Origin of the sequence: Gimesia benthica, from assembly GCF_009720525.1 — a bacterium.
GTDB classification, from domain to species: Bacteria; Planctomycetota; Planctomycetia; order Planctomycetales; family Planctomycetaceae; genus Gimesia; species Gimesia benthica.
Map to the genome: position 1 here is coordinate 7,807,246 of NZ_CP043930.1, position 16,589 is coordinate 7,823,834.

Sequence of the window (16,589 nt, forward strand, 5' to 3'; positions counted from 1 at the left end):
CGTCAGAATTTCGGTATACAAAGCTGGTAACCCGCAGTGCAGAGTAGTTCGATGATATTCACCAGTACCGCCAGAATCGAGGCACCAATAATTGCCCCGACCAGACTTTCAGCATTCACCACGCGTCGCATTCGCGCATACAGACCAGGTTTGGCCCATTCCGGTATGGAGAGCGAGATCCCTTTCTTGAACGCAAAAAAATCCTTGATGTGGATCAACCCCACCAGGGTGGCAAAGATCCCCAGCAGTAACTGTACGGGTCTCAGGTAGCCAATCAGCAGGAAGACATTCAGCCAGGCCGCCATGAAGGCGAAATAGGCCAGGCCGCTGATCAGCACAAACGTGCCCGCAACCGCCACGATTTTCACCCGGCTTTTCAGATTCACCAGCAGGGAGAGCAGAAACAGCAGCACCCACATGGCACACGGATTAAAACCGTCGACCAGACCGATTAAAAAAGTAAAAGCCGGCATTCCTAACCGGCTTCGACTCAATTCCCCCAACAAGGGAACTTCGATGGTATCCTTTTCCTGAGCAGGCACAGGAATCGGAGGTCCACCATCCATTACCGGAGGGGGCGGCTCTCCTCCCGGGATCGGCGGAGCCACTGCACTGCCTCCCGGTATCGGGGGGAGTGGATCATTACCGGGGATCGGGGGCAGGGGATCATCTTCCGCTGCATCTGCCTCACCCGGATCAGCTACGAACGAGACTAACAGGAACTCGCTGTTTCCTGCATGAGAAACGGCTGCCGTCGCCGTATCGACCGTTTCGGGAAGCAACCGTTGATCGAGGGAACTCTCCTGGTCCTCCTTTTTCTCTTTCTCGGGGCACTCGGAAGTCCAGTATTTCAGCGTCGATTCCAGCTCTTCGCCGGTTGTGGCTTCCCCCGTCCAACCGATCATCAGCTTATTGCAGATATGGATCACGGGCACACTGACGGCCTGCTTGCGATACCGCTGGGAAAGCTCCTGCACCTTTTCCCGAGCCTCATTACTCGAGACCAGATCATGTTCTTTGAATTTAAAGACCGGATGCCGCTGTTGGAGACCGGCGATGAACTCTTTCGCGGCGGCGCACTTGGAGCACCCCGAACGGACATAGGCAGTCACAGTCAGCAGGGAATCCAGGCGACGATCGGTCGATTCATCCGGCTTCAGTTTTCTCAACAGGGAATTACAGCCATAAGCGGCCGGCAGCGTCGCTTCTTTCAGCTGGAAATACTGCAGGATCTGCTGATACCGCTCTTCGTGTTTCTTCGATTCATCCAGATTATGGATATGCAGTCGGATTCGACCATTCTTTTCAGCATATTCCTCGACCCGCTTCACAACTTCCGGGCAGTCTTCACAGTCATTGCGGATAAACAGCTCAATCACGGCACAACGTTTGGGATCGTCCTGCAGCAGATTGTTCTCAGCCAGAGCCTGTGAGGAAAAAGAGAAGAGACAGAGCAGACAGGGAACAATCAGCCTCAACAGCTGGCTCAACCTGACATTGATGATTGAAAAATCATTTCTCATAAGAGGCGGATATCCCTAATGAATGATGGCCCAACGTGCGTATTATATCAGCTGAAATTGGAATTCAAATAAGAACGTTTCCCGGAACGCAGATTTTTCGCGTGTTAATTCTTTTGGAATCATCAAAGCATGCTTCGTCTCGCCAGGCTCACAATGTGCGGGTGTACCATATCGTTTTTACAGACAGACTCTCATTCAAAGCGGTCCGGAGCATACGGCACCGGGTCGAGATCGGGAGTTTCTGACGCTACGAGCTGGGCAATCAGCTTCCCGGTCGCGGGTGCCATGCTCATTCCCAGCATGTTGTGCCCCGCTGCCAGCCAGGCATTATTCAGACGGGGCACCAGACCGATGATCGGCAGGCTGTCCCACGTCATCGGCCGCCAGCCATACCAGCGTTCGTACTCGGTCTCGGTAGAGGGAGTCACCAGGTACGGCTGCGCCGAGTCCCGTAACTGCTGAATGCGATATTCGGGAATCGTAGTGTCATAGCCAGTAAATTCCATCATCGATCCCAGCCGGAACCGATTCTCGAACGGACAGACGCCAACCTTATGCTCGGGGAACAGCATCGGATACCGCGGGCTTGGATCTGGTGCCGCCATCGTCACCGAATACCCTTTGCCAGGCAGGATCGGAATTGCGCAGCCCAGCTGCTCCGCCAGGAGCGGACTCCAGGCCCCGGTCGCAAACACTACCGCATCGGCCTGCAGTTCTCCCTGCGAAGTCTCCAGCTGTGTAATCTTGCCTCCCGCATGTGTGACCCCCGTCAGCTCACACATTTCCTGAAATTGAACGCCCCGATCCCGTAATTGCGCGGTCCAGGCAGCAGCCAGCAGATCCGGTTTCAGCGAAGCGTCACACCTGTAATGGAAGGCCCCCGCCAGTCCCGGTTTGAGTGCCGGATCGAAGGCCGATAGCGTCTCTCCCGGAATCTCCCGAGCCGCAACGCCGAAGTGCTCCGTCAGCAGACGATCGGTCTGGCGATATTCATTCAGCCCCCGTTCTGTCTGAAACACGTATAGCAGACCTTCGTCGCGCCATTCACAGGCGAGGTCTTGCTGTTCGAGCAACCGCCGGTATTCCTGCAGTGATAAATCAAGCATGGCTTTCAAAGCAGGCGCTGCTGCCAGCATCTGTTTGTGAGTGCAACGGCGGCCGAAGTGCCACATCCATTTCCAGAACGAAAAATCCCATTGGGGCCTGACGCGAAAGGGGGCACGCGGGGTGAACAGTGATTTCAAAGCCGTTTTAAGGGCCGCAGGTTCGGTGAGGGGCAACACATGGCTCGGCACGATAAACCCGCAATTCGCATGCGAGCAGGCACCCGCAATCGTCTTTCGTTCGATGACCGTCACCTGAAACCCGGCGTCAGACAGGTAGTGCGCACTGGCGATCCCGATAATCCCGCCTCCCACGACGATCACGGTTCCCGCTGATGTCTGCTCTGTCATACAAAGGCTCCTGCCGGGATGCCTTGTCCAAACGGATCGCCCGGCTGTTGGATCAGCTGACTTTCACTCACGATATACGCACTGCCCGTAATCCGGGGCAGAATCTGGTCAGCGGGTCCCTGTCGATACGATCCCTCAAACCGGCTGCCGATGATACTCTCCTGCACCCAGGTCTCACCCGGTGCCAGCTTTCCCGCAGCAGCCAGGCAGGCCAGCTTCGCACTCAACCCTGTGCCACAAGGAGAACGGTCGTAAGCGCCTCCCGGGCAGAGTACAAAATTTCGACTGTCCGCCTCTGACGATTCTGCAGGACCGAAGAATTCAATATGGTCGATTTCCTCACCATCCGCACCACAAATGCCTTGTTCTGCTAAAGCACTCCGCAAACGTAAGCCGGCGGTCGTCAGCTCCGGAATCCGTTCGGCAGTCAACGGCAGTGGGGAATCCGCCAGAAAGAACCAGTTACCACCCCAGGCGAGGTCACCATGAATGGGTCCCAGTTGAGGAACCTCGACCGTGACATCCGTCTTAAGACGATAGCTGGGGACGTTTTCAATCGAGGCCGTATGCGCGTCGTGTAATTCGACACTGACGATACCCACGGGCGTTTCGAACTTATGCATCCCCGGATCAATCCGTCCCAGGTAGGCCAGCGTGACTGCAACACCGATCGTCCCATGGCCGCACATCCCCAGGTAGCCGCGGCTATTAAAGAAGATGACGCCCGCGGCGCACGTGGGATCGGTCGGCTCACAGAGCAGGGCACCCACCATCGCCTCGTTGCCCCGAGGTTCATCAATCAGGGTACGACGAAAGCCGTCTGCGGTCTCCCGGAACCGATCCCGTCGCGCACTCAGCGGCCCCGTACCAAGCTCAGGCCCCCCTGACAGCACGACACGTGTCGGCTCCCCTGCGGTATGCGAGTCGATGATGTGGATCCGCGATTCAGACCCCGTCATGCGTTTGCTCCCGGCCACTGGTTCCACCAGTTCTTAAATAACTGCCACTGATCGTGCAGAAAACACCGCTGGCTTTCAGACAGCTGATCCGACGGGTTAAAGTGCAACTGATATTCGGGGTTCCCCTCCAGGACCATCAGCGATTTGTAATACAGAACCAGGTCGGGGCCTTCGTCAAACCGGGAGAGGACCGCCAGGGCCGCATCCAGTTCCAGAGCCAGCATGCGGGCCTCGACATCTCCCTGCGCTGCCCGTTCACAGAGCGCGATCAGCTTCAGTACGGGGATTGGCAACGCATTTCCTACCCCCGTGATCGCACCGACGGCACCACAGTTCACAAATCCGTGAAAGACCTGCGTATCCACGCCCACCATCAGCGACAGCCCCGGCTCACCGGTTGTAATCTGCTCGGCGGCGTAGTTCAGGGCCTCCGCCCCTCCGAATTCCTTGAAGCCCACTAGATTCGCATACGACCGCCGAAGTTCAAAGAACAGGTCCGCGCGGGTTTCAAAACCGTACCAGGGACTGTTATAAATCACCGCCGGCAACCTGTCGGCTGTTTTGAGAATATCTGCGAAATGAGACTTTTGTGCCGCTGGTGAGGAACCGCGCGAAAGCACGCGGGGAATCAGCATCAGTCCGGCTGCACCCACCGCCTGGGCATGCTTTGCATGAGCCACAGCACTCTGCGTGTTTTGAGCCCCCGTACCAACAACGACCGGCACTCCCGCTTCGACCAGTCGCCTGACACCTTCCTGACGTTGTGCATCGGTCAACAGCGGCCAGTCTCCCATGGAGCCACAATACACCACTGCCCGCATCCCCAGGTCAATCAGCTCCCGGGCCTTGCTGACCAGCGCGTCATAATTGGGACTTCCATCTGTCTGACAGGGAGTCATCAAAGCCGGCATGCAGCCACGAAAGATTCGGCTCTCTTCAGTCACGCGTTGTCTCCTTGTTCCGGGGGACTCTGAATGCGGTTAATCCATTATCAGCATATCTGTTTCGCGGGGGAACTGTATAGTCGCTCCCTCGACGACAGACTTGAAAATGCGCATAATCGGACTTTTACAGATCTGGATCCGAGGGGACGACAATGATCCACGAATTCCTGCAGCAACTGGACGAACCGTTTACCGGCGAAGCACTTTTCGATCATCTGTCTGATATCGTCTATTTCATCAAGGACAGGAGTGGGGCGTATCTCGTGGTGAACACCACGCTGCAGCAGCGGTGTGGCATGCAAACCAAGGCCCAACTGCTGGGACGGACCCCCTGTGAAGTCTTTCGGTCGCCGCTGGGAAACCGCTTTCAGGAACAGGATCAGCGCGTGCTCAAAACCGGGAAACCCTTGCTTTCCCAACTCGAACTGCACGTCTACCCCTCGCGGGAAGTGGGCTGGTGCCTGACGACCAAGCTGCCCCTCAAGAACCGCCGGGGAACCGTGGTCGGACTGGTCGGGGTTTCCAAAGACCTGCAACTGCCGGACTACGCGACCACAGAATATCAGCACGTTGCCACCGCCATCCAATATGCCGAACAGCATCTGGCAGAACCCCCGTCCATTCCGGAACTGGCTGCGCAGGCACAGATGTCCCGCTATCAGTTCGACCGCCGAATCCGTCGCGTGTTCGGTTTGAATGCCAGCCAGTGGCTGTTGAAACTCCGCATCGATCTGGCACAGCAGCAGTTATGCGAGACGGATGCTCCCATCTCTGTAATCGCCCTGAATGTCGGCTACGCCGACCAGAGTGCCTTCACACGTCAGTTCCGCAGTACGACCGGTATGACGCCCCAGGATTATCGCCGCACGGGACGTCGGGGAGAATGATAGAGCTCAGCTGCCATCAGTCTGCTTTCGCACCCTGCGCCACCAGCAACCGCCGATAGTTCTCACCCAGGATCAGGAATTTCTCCTGTTCGGTGATCTGCGCACAGGTGACTTTGCACAATTCGGTTCCCAGTGAGCGTGAGGGGAGATGGCTTCCAAAGACCACGCGTTCGGCCCCCAGTTCGCGGACGGCCATTTCAATGAAGCCCGCCGTCGGGTCGAAGCCGGAAGTCTCGACGAGAATATTCCCGCAATCCCGGACCGCGCGGATGCCTTGTTCCCATTCGCCACCTGCGTGGGCGCACAGGAATTGCTGGTCGGGAAATCGTTTGGCCAGAACCACGAGGTCGTCCGGCGTTGATTCACCCGGTCCCCCTTTGCCACCAGTCTTGAACCAGGTGTGCTGCATGATCACGCCGTTCAACTCGCCAATGCGTTCGACCAGCGGGTTGAAGTTCGGGTGCGTGCAGACCTGTGCCCCGGGACCACTGCTGGCGAAATAGACGCCCCGCATCGGCCCGTCCTTGATCCACTGATCCAAAGCCGCCAGGGAAGCCGGCACATCGTTGGCATTCAGCTGCATCATCCCGATTAACAAATCGGGCCAGCGCTCCAGCGGTTTCAGTATTACGTCAGGTTGCTCCCGCAGCAGTTGCTCCAGCTGGGAATCACTGGTTGTGCCCAGTCCCACATGCGCGAAGTAACACAGTTTTTCAAACTGACCGGTGCGGGCAGCGGGCAGGGCACGCTCAATATCCGCGATCAGGCGGCTACTCCCGTCCCGTCCCGGATTCGAATGTGAGGGGGTGAAGTAGGAATCCCAGATGCGATAGCGTTTCAACTGTGCTTGACCAGGCAGCCCGGCATGAATTAGTTCGGCGTCGATCGTTGTGGGCAGGGGCTCTGGTTTACGTTCCCGAACGGCAGAAGCCTGCTTCTCCCGACAAGTGCTCAGCAGGCGACTGGCATTTCCCGACAGCAGGGCGGCCAGCGCCGGTGCGTCGAGCTTGCGGGCTTCATAAACACGCACCAGTGGTGCTTCAGGAATCAGAAACGGCGCATGACTGCCAAACAGGACCCGCCCCGACGGAGCAGCTTCGATCAGATTTGGTACGCCATCGGTTCCATCCACGCGAGCGGTATCGAAATAGATACCGGGTGTCTCTTCCAGCTGTTTCAGCAGCGGTGAACGCGGACGCGCGTTAAGCAGTTGGACTTTGCAGTCGGGAATCTGCTTGACCACTTCCGAAAGCGGCTGTAAATCCAGATCAGCCACACGCAACAGATGACTCTGCGTACGCGTGTCTTCCAGCGAAACGACAATCTGCACCAGAACCTTCTGACTGGCTGCCTGTTTCAAAAGTTCCTGAAATCGGGGATCATCCAAAGCGTAACCATGATATCCGGGGTAAACCCGCACGCCTGGCATCTGATGCAAGGAGATACAATCCCGGAAATCGTCTTCCCAGCCCGGCAGTGACACATTGATCGTGCCGAACGGTATCAGTTCGGGATACTTCTGACATTCCTCAGCCAGTCGCTGATTGACGGAAGCCAGATCGCGATGCAGAATGCCTTCATAACTGCCGGCCCAGGCTTGTAGCACGCCCAGCGAGCGCAGCTTCTTGACCAGCAGAGAGGTCTCATCCAGTGGGAGCTGACGAAAAGGCCAGTCGAACAGGCTGACATTGGTATCGATGATCGTTGGTCGCGCATCTTTAGGATCGGTTGCCTGACTGAGACTGTTTCCCAACGCGACTGCGACACCAGCTGTCGCAGCACACTGTAGTAGTTCACGACGTGTCAGACCTGATTCGGACCGGTTCAACTGATGATCTCCTTGACCACGCGGGGCGGCTTGACCCCGGTCAGCCGCTCTTCCAGTCCACTGCGGGTGAAGTGCAGTTTCTGATGATGCAGACCCAGCAGGTGTAGAATGGTCGCATGGAAGTCATGCACGCTCACCGGATTCTCGACGACGCTGTGTCCGAAATCGTCGGTGACGCCGTAGGTGGTGCCCCCTTTCACGCCACCGCCGGCCATCCAGGATGTGAAGGCCTGCATGTTGTGGTCGCGGCCCGAATAGCCGTTCGATGATTTCTGCGTGGTCGGCGTCCGTCCGAATTCACCGCCCCAGATGACCAGCGTGTTATCGAGCAGTCCCCGCTGTTTCAGGTCACGCAGCAGGCCAGCCACCGGTTTGTCCGTGCGTTCGCACATCAGGCGATGGTTGGCATTCAGGTCGGCGTGACTGTCCCATGGTTGTTCTTCCAGGAAGATCTGCACAAACCGGACGCCCCGTTCCACCAGACGGCGGGCCAGCAGACAGCGACGACCATACGAGTCGGTCGCTTTCTCGCCGATACCATACTGTTCCAGTGTGGGTTTCGTTTCCTTGGAAAGGTCCAGGGCCTCGGTAGCCGACATCTGCATCCGCGCCGCCAGGCTGTAGGACTCGATGCGGGCATCCAGCAGCGGATTATAAGGGCGTTCTTTCCGATGAATTTCATCCAGCTGGTTCAGCAGTTTCTGCGCGGACTCGGTCACCGCGGAAGGTTGTTCGTACTGAGGTTTAAGGTTCAGGATTGGCGAACCGGTCGGACGCAGCCGCGTTCCCTGGTAAGTCGGAGGCAGAAAGCCGGCTGTCCAGTTACGGGTACCGTTCTTGGGAGCCCCCAGGGGATCGGTCAGCACGACATACGCGGGCAGGTTCTGATTTTCGGTGCCCAGCCCGTAGACGGTCCAGGAACCAAAAGTGGGATAGCCCATGAACAGCCGCCCGCTGTGAATTTTATACAGGGCATTGTCGTGGTTGGGGTGGTCGGTCCACATCGAGTTGATCAGACAGAGTTCGTCAGTCATCTTCGCGGTTTCCGGCAGGACGTCGGCCATCCACATTCCTGATTCCCCGTGGCGGGCGAACTTGTATTGTCCGCCCAGCATTTCTCCGATACTGCTCGTGTTCGAGTTTCCCAGGTCTTCGATGTTTCCCGGGTAGGGTTTGCCATCCATCTTGTCGAGCACCGGCTTGGGATCGAACAGATCCATCTGGCTCGGCCCCCCGTTCATAAACAGGTGGATCACCGATGTCGCTTTGGGCGGATGGTGCGGTTCCTTCGGTTTCAGGTCGTACTGTTGTGGCGCATGTTCTGACTCGGATGCGAGCGCCTGCGTTCCGCCAAAAAAGTCCTGGCAGAACAGGTGCGTCAGCGCTGCGCCCATGATGCCATCACTGGTCCGGGCAAAAAAGTCACGACGTGTCTGCAGTGGTTCGGAAGAATGCTTCATCGTACTAGTCAATATAAAGAAATGCAGCGGAATTCAGGATCGTATGACAATACGTCTCCAGGGCCGCCTGGGAATTTTCGTTCCAGCTGGTCTCCAGTTCCTTGAGAGTCGCAACCCCCAGTTTACGTTCAGTTTCACTGGGGGGACGACACAGAGCCATTTCGTAAACCAGCTCAACGCGGGCTGCAGGGGAGTCCAGGTTCTGTTTCGCCAGTGTCTGCTGAACCCGGTCCGCAAAGGCCACCGCCAGGTCGCGGACTCGTTCATTGTTCATCAGCATCAGTGACTGGGGTGATACCGTAGAAATACTCCGTGTGACACAGTTGGGACCCATTTCGGGATAATCGAAGGTGTCCAGCATCGTCGGGATCTGGGTCCGTCGATATTGCAGATAGATACTGCGTCTCCAGCCCCCCTCGGCGGTCGCGTTTGCGCTCACCAGACCATTCTGATCGACGCTGACCGAATCGGGAGGACCGCCGGCATCATCGTCCAGTTTTCCCGAGATAAACAGCAGGGAATCGCGGAGTGCTTCCGCATTCATCCGCCGCAGCGGGAAATGTGACAGCAGGCGATTCTGCGGATCGTGTTTCTGAATCGCGTCAGTAATCTGACTCGACTGGCGATAGGTTCGGGAGTTCATAATCAGGCGGTGCAGCTCTTTGATGCTCCAACCCTCTTCGACGAAGCGGACGGCCAGCCAGTCCAGCAGTTCGGGATGCGAAGGACGTTCCCCTTTGACGCCGAAATTCTCCAGTGATTTGACCAGGCCGGTTCCGAAATGATGATACCAGATGCGGTTTACCATAACCCGCGCGGTCAGCGGATGATCGTCCCGCGTCAACCAGCGGGCCAGTGCCAGACGACGACCGGTTTTCGGAGTGCCCTCGGGGAAGGGGGGCTTGACGACGAACGGCGTTCCCGGCGGATCCAGCACGGCAGGTGCACCCGGACCAACCAGTTCACCCGGCTGCGCGTGTTCTCTGCGTCTCAGGATATACGTGGGGGAAGGGCGTCCGCGATCCCAGAGTGCACGAATCGTCAAAGGCGGTTCCATCTTCGCCTGTACGCGTGCTGTTTCCTGATCGGTCTCCTTTAGTCGCTGTTTAGCCGCCTGCACTGCGTCATTACAGGCTGTTTCCGGCATGAGTTCCGCGGTTCTCAGCTTTTCGACCAGAATTCGCTGTTCCTGCGTCCGGTTGTTATCGGCGATTTTCAGGGCCCGCAGCGTTTTCTGGCGATCCTCTTCACTCTGCTCCGGATAATGCTGCTTGAGCAGTTCCAGCTGCAGATCTGCTTCCACCTTTCTGCGCTGGGCGGCGAGCTGCTTCAGCTCTTTGTTGAGGACCGGATTGGTCTGTTTGACCCGTTGTTTCTGTTCCGGGGTGCCCAGTTCCAACGAACGATTCTTGAATGTGAGCCAGTCGTATTCGTCCAGTGCTCCCTGGAAAACCGCTTTGAACCGGTAATAATCCCGGTGGGGAATCGGATCATACTTATGCGAATGACAGCGGGCACATTCCATGGTCAGCCCCATGACACCTGAGCCCATGACGTTAATCGCGTCGTCGATCACTCCCAGCCGCTCCGGGACGAAGTTCATCGTGCGGGAACCGGTCTGGTCGATCCCCATTCGCAGGAATCCGGTAGCGACAAGATTGTCGACCATTTCCTGGGTGACTTCAGGAGCTTTCTGCACGTCGATCAGTTCATCGCCGGCAATCTGTTCCAGCAGAAAGCGATCATAAGGTTTGTCTTTGTTGAAGGCGTCGATGACGTAATCGCGGTACTTCCAGGCGACGGCCCGCAGCGGATCCGAGGAGACACCCCCTTCAGAATCAGCATAGCCGGCGACATCCAGCCAGTAACGTCCCCAGCGTTCTCCATAGTGGGGTGACGCCAGTAACTGATCGATCATTGTCTGATACCAGTGCGGATCGTCGCTGGTTCGCCAGTACTTCCATTCTTCAACGGCAGGGGGCATGCCGATCAGATCGACATAGGCACGGCGAATTAAAGTGTCGCGGTCCGCTTCCGGGGAGAAATCCAGTTCGTGTGCCTTGAGTTGTTTCTGGATCAACTCATCGATGGACTTCACACCTTGCGGTGCTTGGGGTGGTTGAAAGGCCCAGTGCTCGCGATCTTCTGCAGTCACCAGGGGATCCGGTCCCGTGGTGGCGACGTCGGGAGCGATATCAGCCACCGGAGCACCGGCGGCAATCCAGTTCTTCAGTTTCTCGACTTCCGATTCCGGAGGTCGGCGGACAAAGAATTTCAGCAGCAGTTCACGCGGCGGACAGGCCTGGCTTTCAATCCGCTTGATCATCAGGCTTTCTTCCGGTTTGCCTGCGACAAAAGCGGGGCCATGTTCGCCCCCTTTCTGCATGCTGGCCGGCGTGCGCAGATCGAGGCCGCCCCGTTTGAGTTCCGCGCCATGACAGGCGGTGCACCGCAGCAAGACAATCGGCAGCACATCGTGCTGGTTGAGCTTCTCCTCTTCCAGTTGAATCGGCTTGTCTGCCTGGGCTCCCGTTTCAAGCCATTTGCGGATCAGCGCCAGCTCGTCTTCAGTCAACTGTGGTGAATCATCGGGAGGCATGCCGCCTCCATCGATCATGATCCACAACAGGCTCTCATCGACAGTTTCCGCCAGCGATGATTCCCCCGATTCGCCCCCTTTATGCAGGCCTTCGATGCGGGAGAGATCCAGTCCCCCCTTACGGACCTTATCCCAGTGACATTTGCCGCACCTGGCGGAAAAAATGGGCTGAATGTCCGATTCGAAAACGGGCGTTTTTTTCTCCTCAGCGGATCCGGTTTGTGCAGAAAATGAGCTCAGCAGGAGCAGAAACAGGAGTAGAGCACATCGCTTGAAATTCATATTGATGCAGGCAGGTGGGAGTGAGGTTTCAGGTAAGCGCGGCGATTTACTTAACTATATTTAGATTCTAGTGCAAAAGAGCAGGTCATTCAAGACAAAAATACATCAGGACAGCAGTTCCTGAATGACGTGACCATGCACGTCGGTCAGGCGGCGTTCGATTCCGTTATGATAAAACGTCAGTTTCGTGTGATCGATCCCCAACAGATGCAGGGCCGTGGCGTGCAGATCATAGCTGTAGGCCGGCGAGTCGACCGCTTTGAAGCCCAACTCATCGGTGGCCCCATAACCGACGCCCCCTTTGATGCCACCTCCCGCCAGCCAGGATGTGAAAGCGCCCGCGTTATGGTCGCGCCCCTTACTCTGTTTTCCCTGGCCCGCCGGTTGTCGACCAAACTCGGTGGTACAAATGACGAGCGTGTCCTCCAGCATGCCCCGCTGTTTCAGATCCTGCAGCAACGCTGCGGCTCCGGTATCGAGCACCGCGCCCCAGTAGCCGTGGTCGCGGACCAGGTCTTCGTGGCTGTCCCAGTTCGGACGAATTTTTTTGGCTGTCGTGTTCTCCGCACCGCAGTAAATCTGCACGAACCGCACACCCCGTTCCGCCAGTCTCCGCGCCAGCAGGCACTGTCGTCCGAAGGGACCGATTTCGGGATGATCGACATCATACAGGTCGCGGGTCGCGGTCGTCTCGGAGGCGAGGTCGGTGACTTCCGGTGCACTTAACTGCAGGCGGGCTGCCATCTCATACGCCTTGATCCGCGCATCCAGTTCGCTGTTCCCGGAGCGGGGCTGCTGATGCAGGCGATTCAGTTTCTGGAGAAAGTCGAGTCCCGGCTGTTCACTCTGTTTTGTCTGCGCAGCGAACTCGTCCGGCGGAAAGAGGTCCGCAATCGGCTGCCGGGGATTGGATGTATCGAGTGTGGTCGCCTGGTGCACCGCGGGCAGAAATCCGGCTCCCCAGTTGATGATGCCCCCGGGCGGCAGTCCCCGTGGATCGGGCAGTACGACGAATGCGGGCAGATCTTCCGCCTCACTGCCCAGTCCGTAAGTCACCCAGGCTCCCATGCTGGGAAAGCCGGGCAGCGTGAACCCCGTATTCATCATGAAACAGGCGGGGCCATGCAGGGCCGTTTTGCTGTGCATGGAATAAATGAACGACATATCATCGATGCAGTTGGCCAGCTTGGGAAACAGATCACTCATCCAGAGGCCCGATTCCCCATGCCGTTTGAATTTCCAGAAACCAGGCTGACAGTTGCCCGGTTTCGACGCGAAGAACTGCAGCTTGCCGTCCGGGTCAAAGGGCTGTCCCGCCCGTTTCTCCAGCGCCGGTTTATAATCGAAGGTGTCAACATGGCTCATTCCGCCCGGACAGAAAATCTGAATCACGCGTTTCGCCCGTGCAGGATAGTGCGGTTCAGCCTTCGTTTCACCGGCCAGCATCGCCAGTAAGGCCATGCCACTGAAGCCGCCCCCCGCAGTCTGCAGAAATTGACGACGCGAGAACAGCGGCGCGGCTGCTGACACTTCTGGCTGCTGCGACAGCGACTCTTTCTGTTGAGGTTTAATCCACATAGACAAACTCATTCGAATTCAAGAGGGAACGACAGAGGGCAAACAGGTCCTGTTGGGTAACGAACTCACTGGCCAGCGTGGCTTCCTGCGTGGTCGGCTTTCGCCCCAGTGCCAGCTGGAAGGCCCGTTGGACCTGAGCGTCGGTTTGGGAACCCGCTTCCTCTTTGATCCGTTCGGCGAAATAGCGGGCCTGTCTTAACATGAAATCATTGTTATACAACGCCAGTGACTGCAGCGGCGTGGTTGTTGTCAATCTGCGTGCCGTGAGGTTCGCCGGATCGGGGCAGTCGAGAGTGGTCAGAAACCGGTTCGGAGTCGTCCGTACGCGATAACGGTAGATGCTGCGTCGCCACAGTTCAGGTTTGTCCGCAGTCACATACGTGTAGATCGGCGCGTACGCGTCCTGGTATTGAAAATCTTCAAATCCGGGACCGCCCCGTTGCGGATTCAGTTTGCCACTCACAAACAGCACCGCATCGCGAATCGCTTCGGCTTCTCTGCGTCGCGGGTTCTGGTGCCAGAGCAGACGGTTGTCTGCATCCACTTTGTAACCACGCTGATCGGCTTCCGCTCGCGACTGTTGTCGATAAGTGTCGCTTAACAGAATCAGCCGCTGCATCGCTTTTAATGAACCGTTCTGTCGCTGCAGTTCGCCTGCCAGCCAGTCAAGCAGTTCCGGATGAGAAGGACGTCCCCCGCCATAACCGAAGTCACTCGGCGTTTTCACAATGCCCTGACCAAAGTGCCAGAGCCAGAGCCGATTCACGATCACCCGCTTAGTCAGGGGATTATCGGGATGCGTAATCCATTTCGCCAGTGCGGCACGGCGTTCGCCTTGACTGCTCTTGGTTGATCCCAGTTCAGGCTCAAGCATCTGCAGAGATGCGAGAGCAGCGGGAGCCAGTACCTCTTCAGCAGGCGCTTCTGGATTGCCACGCACCAGCAGATGTACTTCCGGCATTTTCTCATTTTTGACGACGCCATAGAAACGGGGCGGAGAACCCAGTGACTTCAACCGAGCTGCCACCTGCTTCCGCTGATCCTGGAGTTGGGCCAGTTCCTGTTTCTCTGCCGGTTCAATTTTGCGAGCCACCGCTGAGACCAGACGGGGATCGCCAAAACCGACCTGATCATGGCTGTAGCCGTTGCCGCCATCGGTTGCGATCAGTGTCAGGAAGCGGGCTGACGAGGGCAGGTCGATGTCAAGTTGCTGCAGGCCTGCTTCCCGTTTGAGTTGCGTATACTTCGCGACTTCTTCACCATCCACAAAGACCCGCACATCCGCCTGAAACGGACCGCTGGCACCAAAGTAACCCAGTTTCGTGGTGAATTTCAGCTCAGCCAGTTGCGTGGACTGGCGTATTTTCTGCAGGTCAAACGTGATCCCGGAATTCGCATGCAGGCCCAGCAGGCTGTGTCCTGCTGCGGTAAAGTCGATTCCGCCCAGTTCGGGAGAATGCTGACTGGCGACCGGGCCGTTACGGATCATGTCCCACGCTTTGCCCGAGGTCTGGGGCAGCCCCGTAATCGTCGTACCGGTTGAGCTCACAATGATATTCGCGTTCCCTGCCTGCCCGTCAGGGATGAAGACGCCGTCGACGAAATCGAACTCTGATGCGACAAACCGGTTGGTCTGCACATTGCCCAGTGCCCCGAAGTCGCGGGTCTGGACTTTCGCGGTGCGGGCGTCGATCCCCTGGCGAAAGGCCCCCGTCCCCAGGCCGTTGCCTCCACCGACGATGTCCGCCAGATCCAGCCCGGTCCCTTCCAGTTTGCTGATCCGGTAATCAATGTCGTTGAGCTGAGCTGTCAGCTCCTGTTTTCTGCTCTCATATTCCTTGATTGCGGATTGGCTGACGACGCGTTCGGCTCGTTTGACACCCACGAAGACCGCACGCAACTGGTAATACTCTTTCTGTGTGATCGGATCCAGCTTGTGATCATGACAGCGGGCACAGTTAATGGTGATCCCCATGCAGGCCGTCATGACCTGCGTCGCCATATCATCCAGGTCCAGCGAACGGGCGGAGCGACGCAGAACATCGCTTTTGGTTTCGACCTGCCCCACAAAGTCCCACGGGCCCGCAGCCAGGAAGCCGGTGGCGATCGTGGCCTGTTCGTCATCGGGCCAGAGTACATCGCCGGCGATCTGTTCCTGCAGAAAACGGGTATACGGTTTGTCCGCATTGAAGGCGGTTATCACATAGTCCCGGTAACGCCAGGCATTGTCGCGGCGTTTATCCCGCTCAAAGCCATGCGTGTCCGCGTAATGTGCCAGGTCGAGCCAGTGCTGTGCCATGCGTTCCCCATACCGGGGCGAAGCCAGCATGCGATCGACCAGCTTCTCATAGGCCCGTGGATCGGGATCATTAACAAACGCTTCCACAGCGGCCGGGTCCGGGGGGAGCCCATGCAGGTCAAAGGCCAGACGGCGGATCAGTGTGCGGCGATCAGCAGCGGGGCTCAATGTCAGCTGTTCTGCAGCCAGTTTCTGACGGATGAAATCATCGATGGTCAGTCCCCGTTCAGCAGACGCCGGTTTGATTGCGGCAAAATCCTCTTTCAGGGGCTGTAGAGACCACCAGCTGGTATCGGCCTTGGATTTCTGTTTGACCACCACTTCTTTGGGCCAGACAGCGCCTTCGCGTATCCAGCGGGTGAGCAGCGCGACCTGCTTGTCCGACAGCGGGGACGCTTCCTGAGGCATGGCAGGCGGCTTCCCTTCCTGGGAGGTGACCAGTTCCAGCAGATAGCTCTCGTCCGGCTTTCCCGGAGTCAGATACCCGTTGTCCAGCAGATCCTGAACGCCGGCCAGTGATACGCCCCCTTTGGTATTATCAGGTGAATGGCAGCGGACACAGTGGTCGGCGAACAGCGGGGCGATGTCGGTTTTGAAGTCGAGGGGATGGTCCTTCGCAGCCAGATCGGTCGAGACGAGACTCAGCCAGAACAGTAGAAAGAGCAGGGGGGACCGTCGGAGTGCCATGGAATACCTGTCTTGTTGTGGTGAAACGACTTAGGTCATCAGGAAGGAAAGCTCCACTATACCACGCTGCCCGAATCGTTCCAACAGTT

At 57.5% G+C, this 16,589-nt stretch carries 10 protein-coding genes; 1 reads left to right on the top strand and 9 read right to left on the bottom strand.

Annotation, left to right across the window (positions count from 1 at the left end):
• Window positions 1–2: 2 nt before the first annotated feature.
• The 4 genes from F1728_RS30425 to F1728_RS30440 all read right to left on the bottom strand — a co-directional run bounded on the left by F1728_RS30425 (window position 3) and on the right by F1728_RS30440 (window position 4,847).
• Entirely contained in the window at window positions 3–1,523 is a 1,521-nt protein-coding gene (locus F1728_RS30425) for a glutaredoxin domain-containing protein (protein WP_155367153.1), read from the bottom strand.
• Between the two features lie 191 nt (window positions 1,524–1,714).
• The gene (locus F1728_RS30430; RefSeq protein WP_155367154.1) at window positions 1,715–2,977 is read right to left on the bottom strand and encodes an NAD(P)/FAD-dependent oxidoreductase; all 1,263 of its coding nucleotides are present in this window, start codon (window positions 2,975–2,977) and stop codon (window positions 1,715–1,717) included.
• Window positions 2,974–3,936 carry a 4-hydroxyproline epimerase gene (locus F1728_RS30435; protein WP_155367155.1) on the bottom strand — a complete coding sequence of 321 codons (963 nt, stop codon included), beginning with the start codon at window positions 3,934–3,936 and terminating at the stop codon, window positions 2,974–2,976. The genes F1728_RS30430 and F1728_RS30435 overlap by 4 nt, the downstream gene beginning before the upstream one ends.
• The gene (locus tag F1728_RS30440; protein ID WP_155367537.1) at window positions 3,933–4,847 is read right to left on the bottom strand and encodes a dihydrodipicolinate synthase family protein; all 915 of its coding nucleotides are present in this window, start codon (window positions 4,845–4,847) and stop codon (window positions 3,933–3,935) included. Before F1728_RS30440 ends, F1728_RS30435 begins: the two co-directional genes overlap by 4 nt.
• A gap of 185 nt (window positions 4,848–5,032) precedes the next feature.
• Between F1728_RS30440 and F1728_RS30445 the strand changes: the two genes are divergently transcribed.
• Complete coding sequence (locus F1728_RS30445; RefSeq protein ID WP_155367156.1) at window positions 5,033–5,767, top strand: AraC family transcriptional regulator; 735 nt, start codon at window positions 5,033–5,035, stop codon at window positions 5,765–5,767.
• Window positions 5,768–5,783: 16 nt separating this feature from the next.
• On the opposite strand, the gene F1728_RS30450 is transcribed toward F1728_RS30445, so the two are convergent.
• The 5 genes from F1728_RS30450 to F1728_RS30470 form a co-directional block, all read right to left on the bottom strand.
• Window positions 5,784–7,595, bottom strand: coding sequence for an amidohydrolase family protein (locus F1728_RS30450; protein WP_155367157.1), 1,812 nt, complete (start codon window positions 7,593–7,595; stop codon window positions 5,784–5,786).
• Entirely contained in the window at window positions 7,592–9,055 is a 1,464-nt protein-coding gene (locus F1728_RS30455; protein WP_155367158.1) for a DUF1501 domain-containing protein, read from the bottom strand. Before F1728_RS30455 ends, F1728_RS30450 begins: the two co-directional genes overlap by 4 nt.
• Window positions 9,056–9,059: 4 nt before the next feature.
• The gene (locus F1728_RS30460) at window positions 9,060–11,936 is read right to left on the bottom strand and encodes a DUF1553 domain-containing protein (protein WP_155367159.1); all 2,877 of its coding nucleotides are present in this window, start codon (window positions 11,934–11,936) and stop codon (window positions 9,060–9,062) included.
• 105 nt (window positions 11,937–12,041) lie between these two features.
• Window positions 12,042–13,514 carry a DUF1501 domain-containing protein gene (locus F1728_RS30465; RefSeq protein ID WP_155367160.1) on the bottom strand — a complete coding sequence of 491 codons (1,473 nt, stop codon included), beginning with the start codon at window positions 13,512–13,514 and terminating at the stop codon, window positions 12,042–12,044.
• Complete coding sequence (locus F1728_RS30470; protein WP_155367161.1) at window positions 13,504–16,500, bottom strand: DUF1553 domain-containing protein; 2,997 nt, start codon at window positions 16,498–16,500, stop codon at window positions 13,504–13,506. Before F1728_RS30470 ends, F1728_RS30465 begins: the two co-directional genes overlap by 11 nt.
• Window positions 16,501–16,589: the final 89 nt, after the last annotated feature.

Excerpts from the sequence above, each read along its gene's own strand:
- F1728_RS30425 (WP_155367153.1), bottom strand. The coding sequence starts at position 1,523 with ATGAGAAATGATTTTTCAATCATCAATGTCAGGTTGAGCCAGCTGTTG.
- F1728_RS30430 (WP_155367154.1), bottom strand. The coding sequence starts at position 2,977 with ATGACAGAGCAGACATCAGCGGGAACCGTGATCGTCGTGGGAGGCGGG.
- F1728_RS30435 (WP_155367155.1), bottom strand. The coding sequence starts at position 3,936 with ATGACGGGGTCTGAATCGCGGATCCACATCATCGACTCGCATACCGCA.
- F1728_RS30440 (WP_155367537.1), bottom strand. The coding sequence starts at position 4,847 with ATGCCGGCTTTGATGACTCCCTGTCAGACAGATGGAAGTCCCAATTAT.
- F1728_RS30445 (WP_155367156.1), top strand. The coding sequence starts at position 5,033 with ATGATCCACGAATTCCTGCAGCAACTGGACGAACCGTTTACCGGCGAA.
- F1728_RS30455 (WP_155367158.1), bottom strand. The coding sequence starts at position 9,055 with ATGAAGCATTCTTCCGAACCACTGCAGACACGTCGTGACTTTTTTGCC.
- F1728_RS30460 (WP_155367159.1), bottom strand. The coding sequence starts at position 11,936 with ATGAATTTCAAGCGATGTGCTCTACTCCTGTTTCTGCTCCTGCTGAGC.
- F1728_RS30465 (WP_155367160.1), bottom strand. The coding sequence starts at position 13,514 with ATGTGGATTAAACCTCAACAGAAAGAGTCGCTGTCGCAGCAGCCAGAA.
- F1728_RS30470 (WP_155367161.1), bottom strand. The coding sequence starts at position 16,500 with ATGGCACTCCGACGGTCCCCCCTGCTCTTTCTACTGTTCTGGCTGAGT.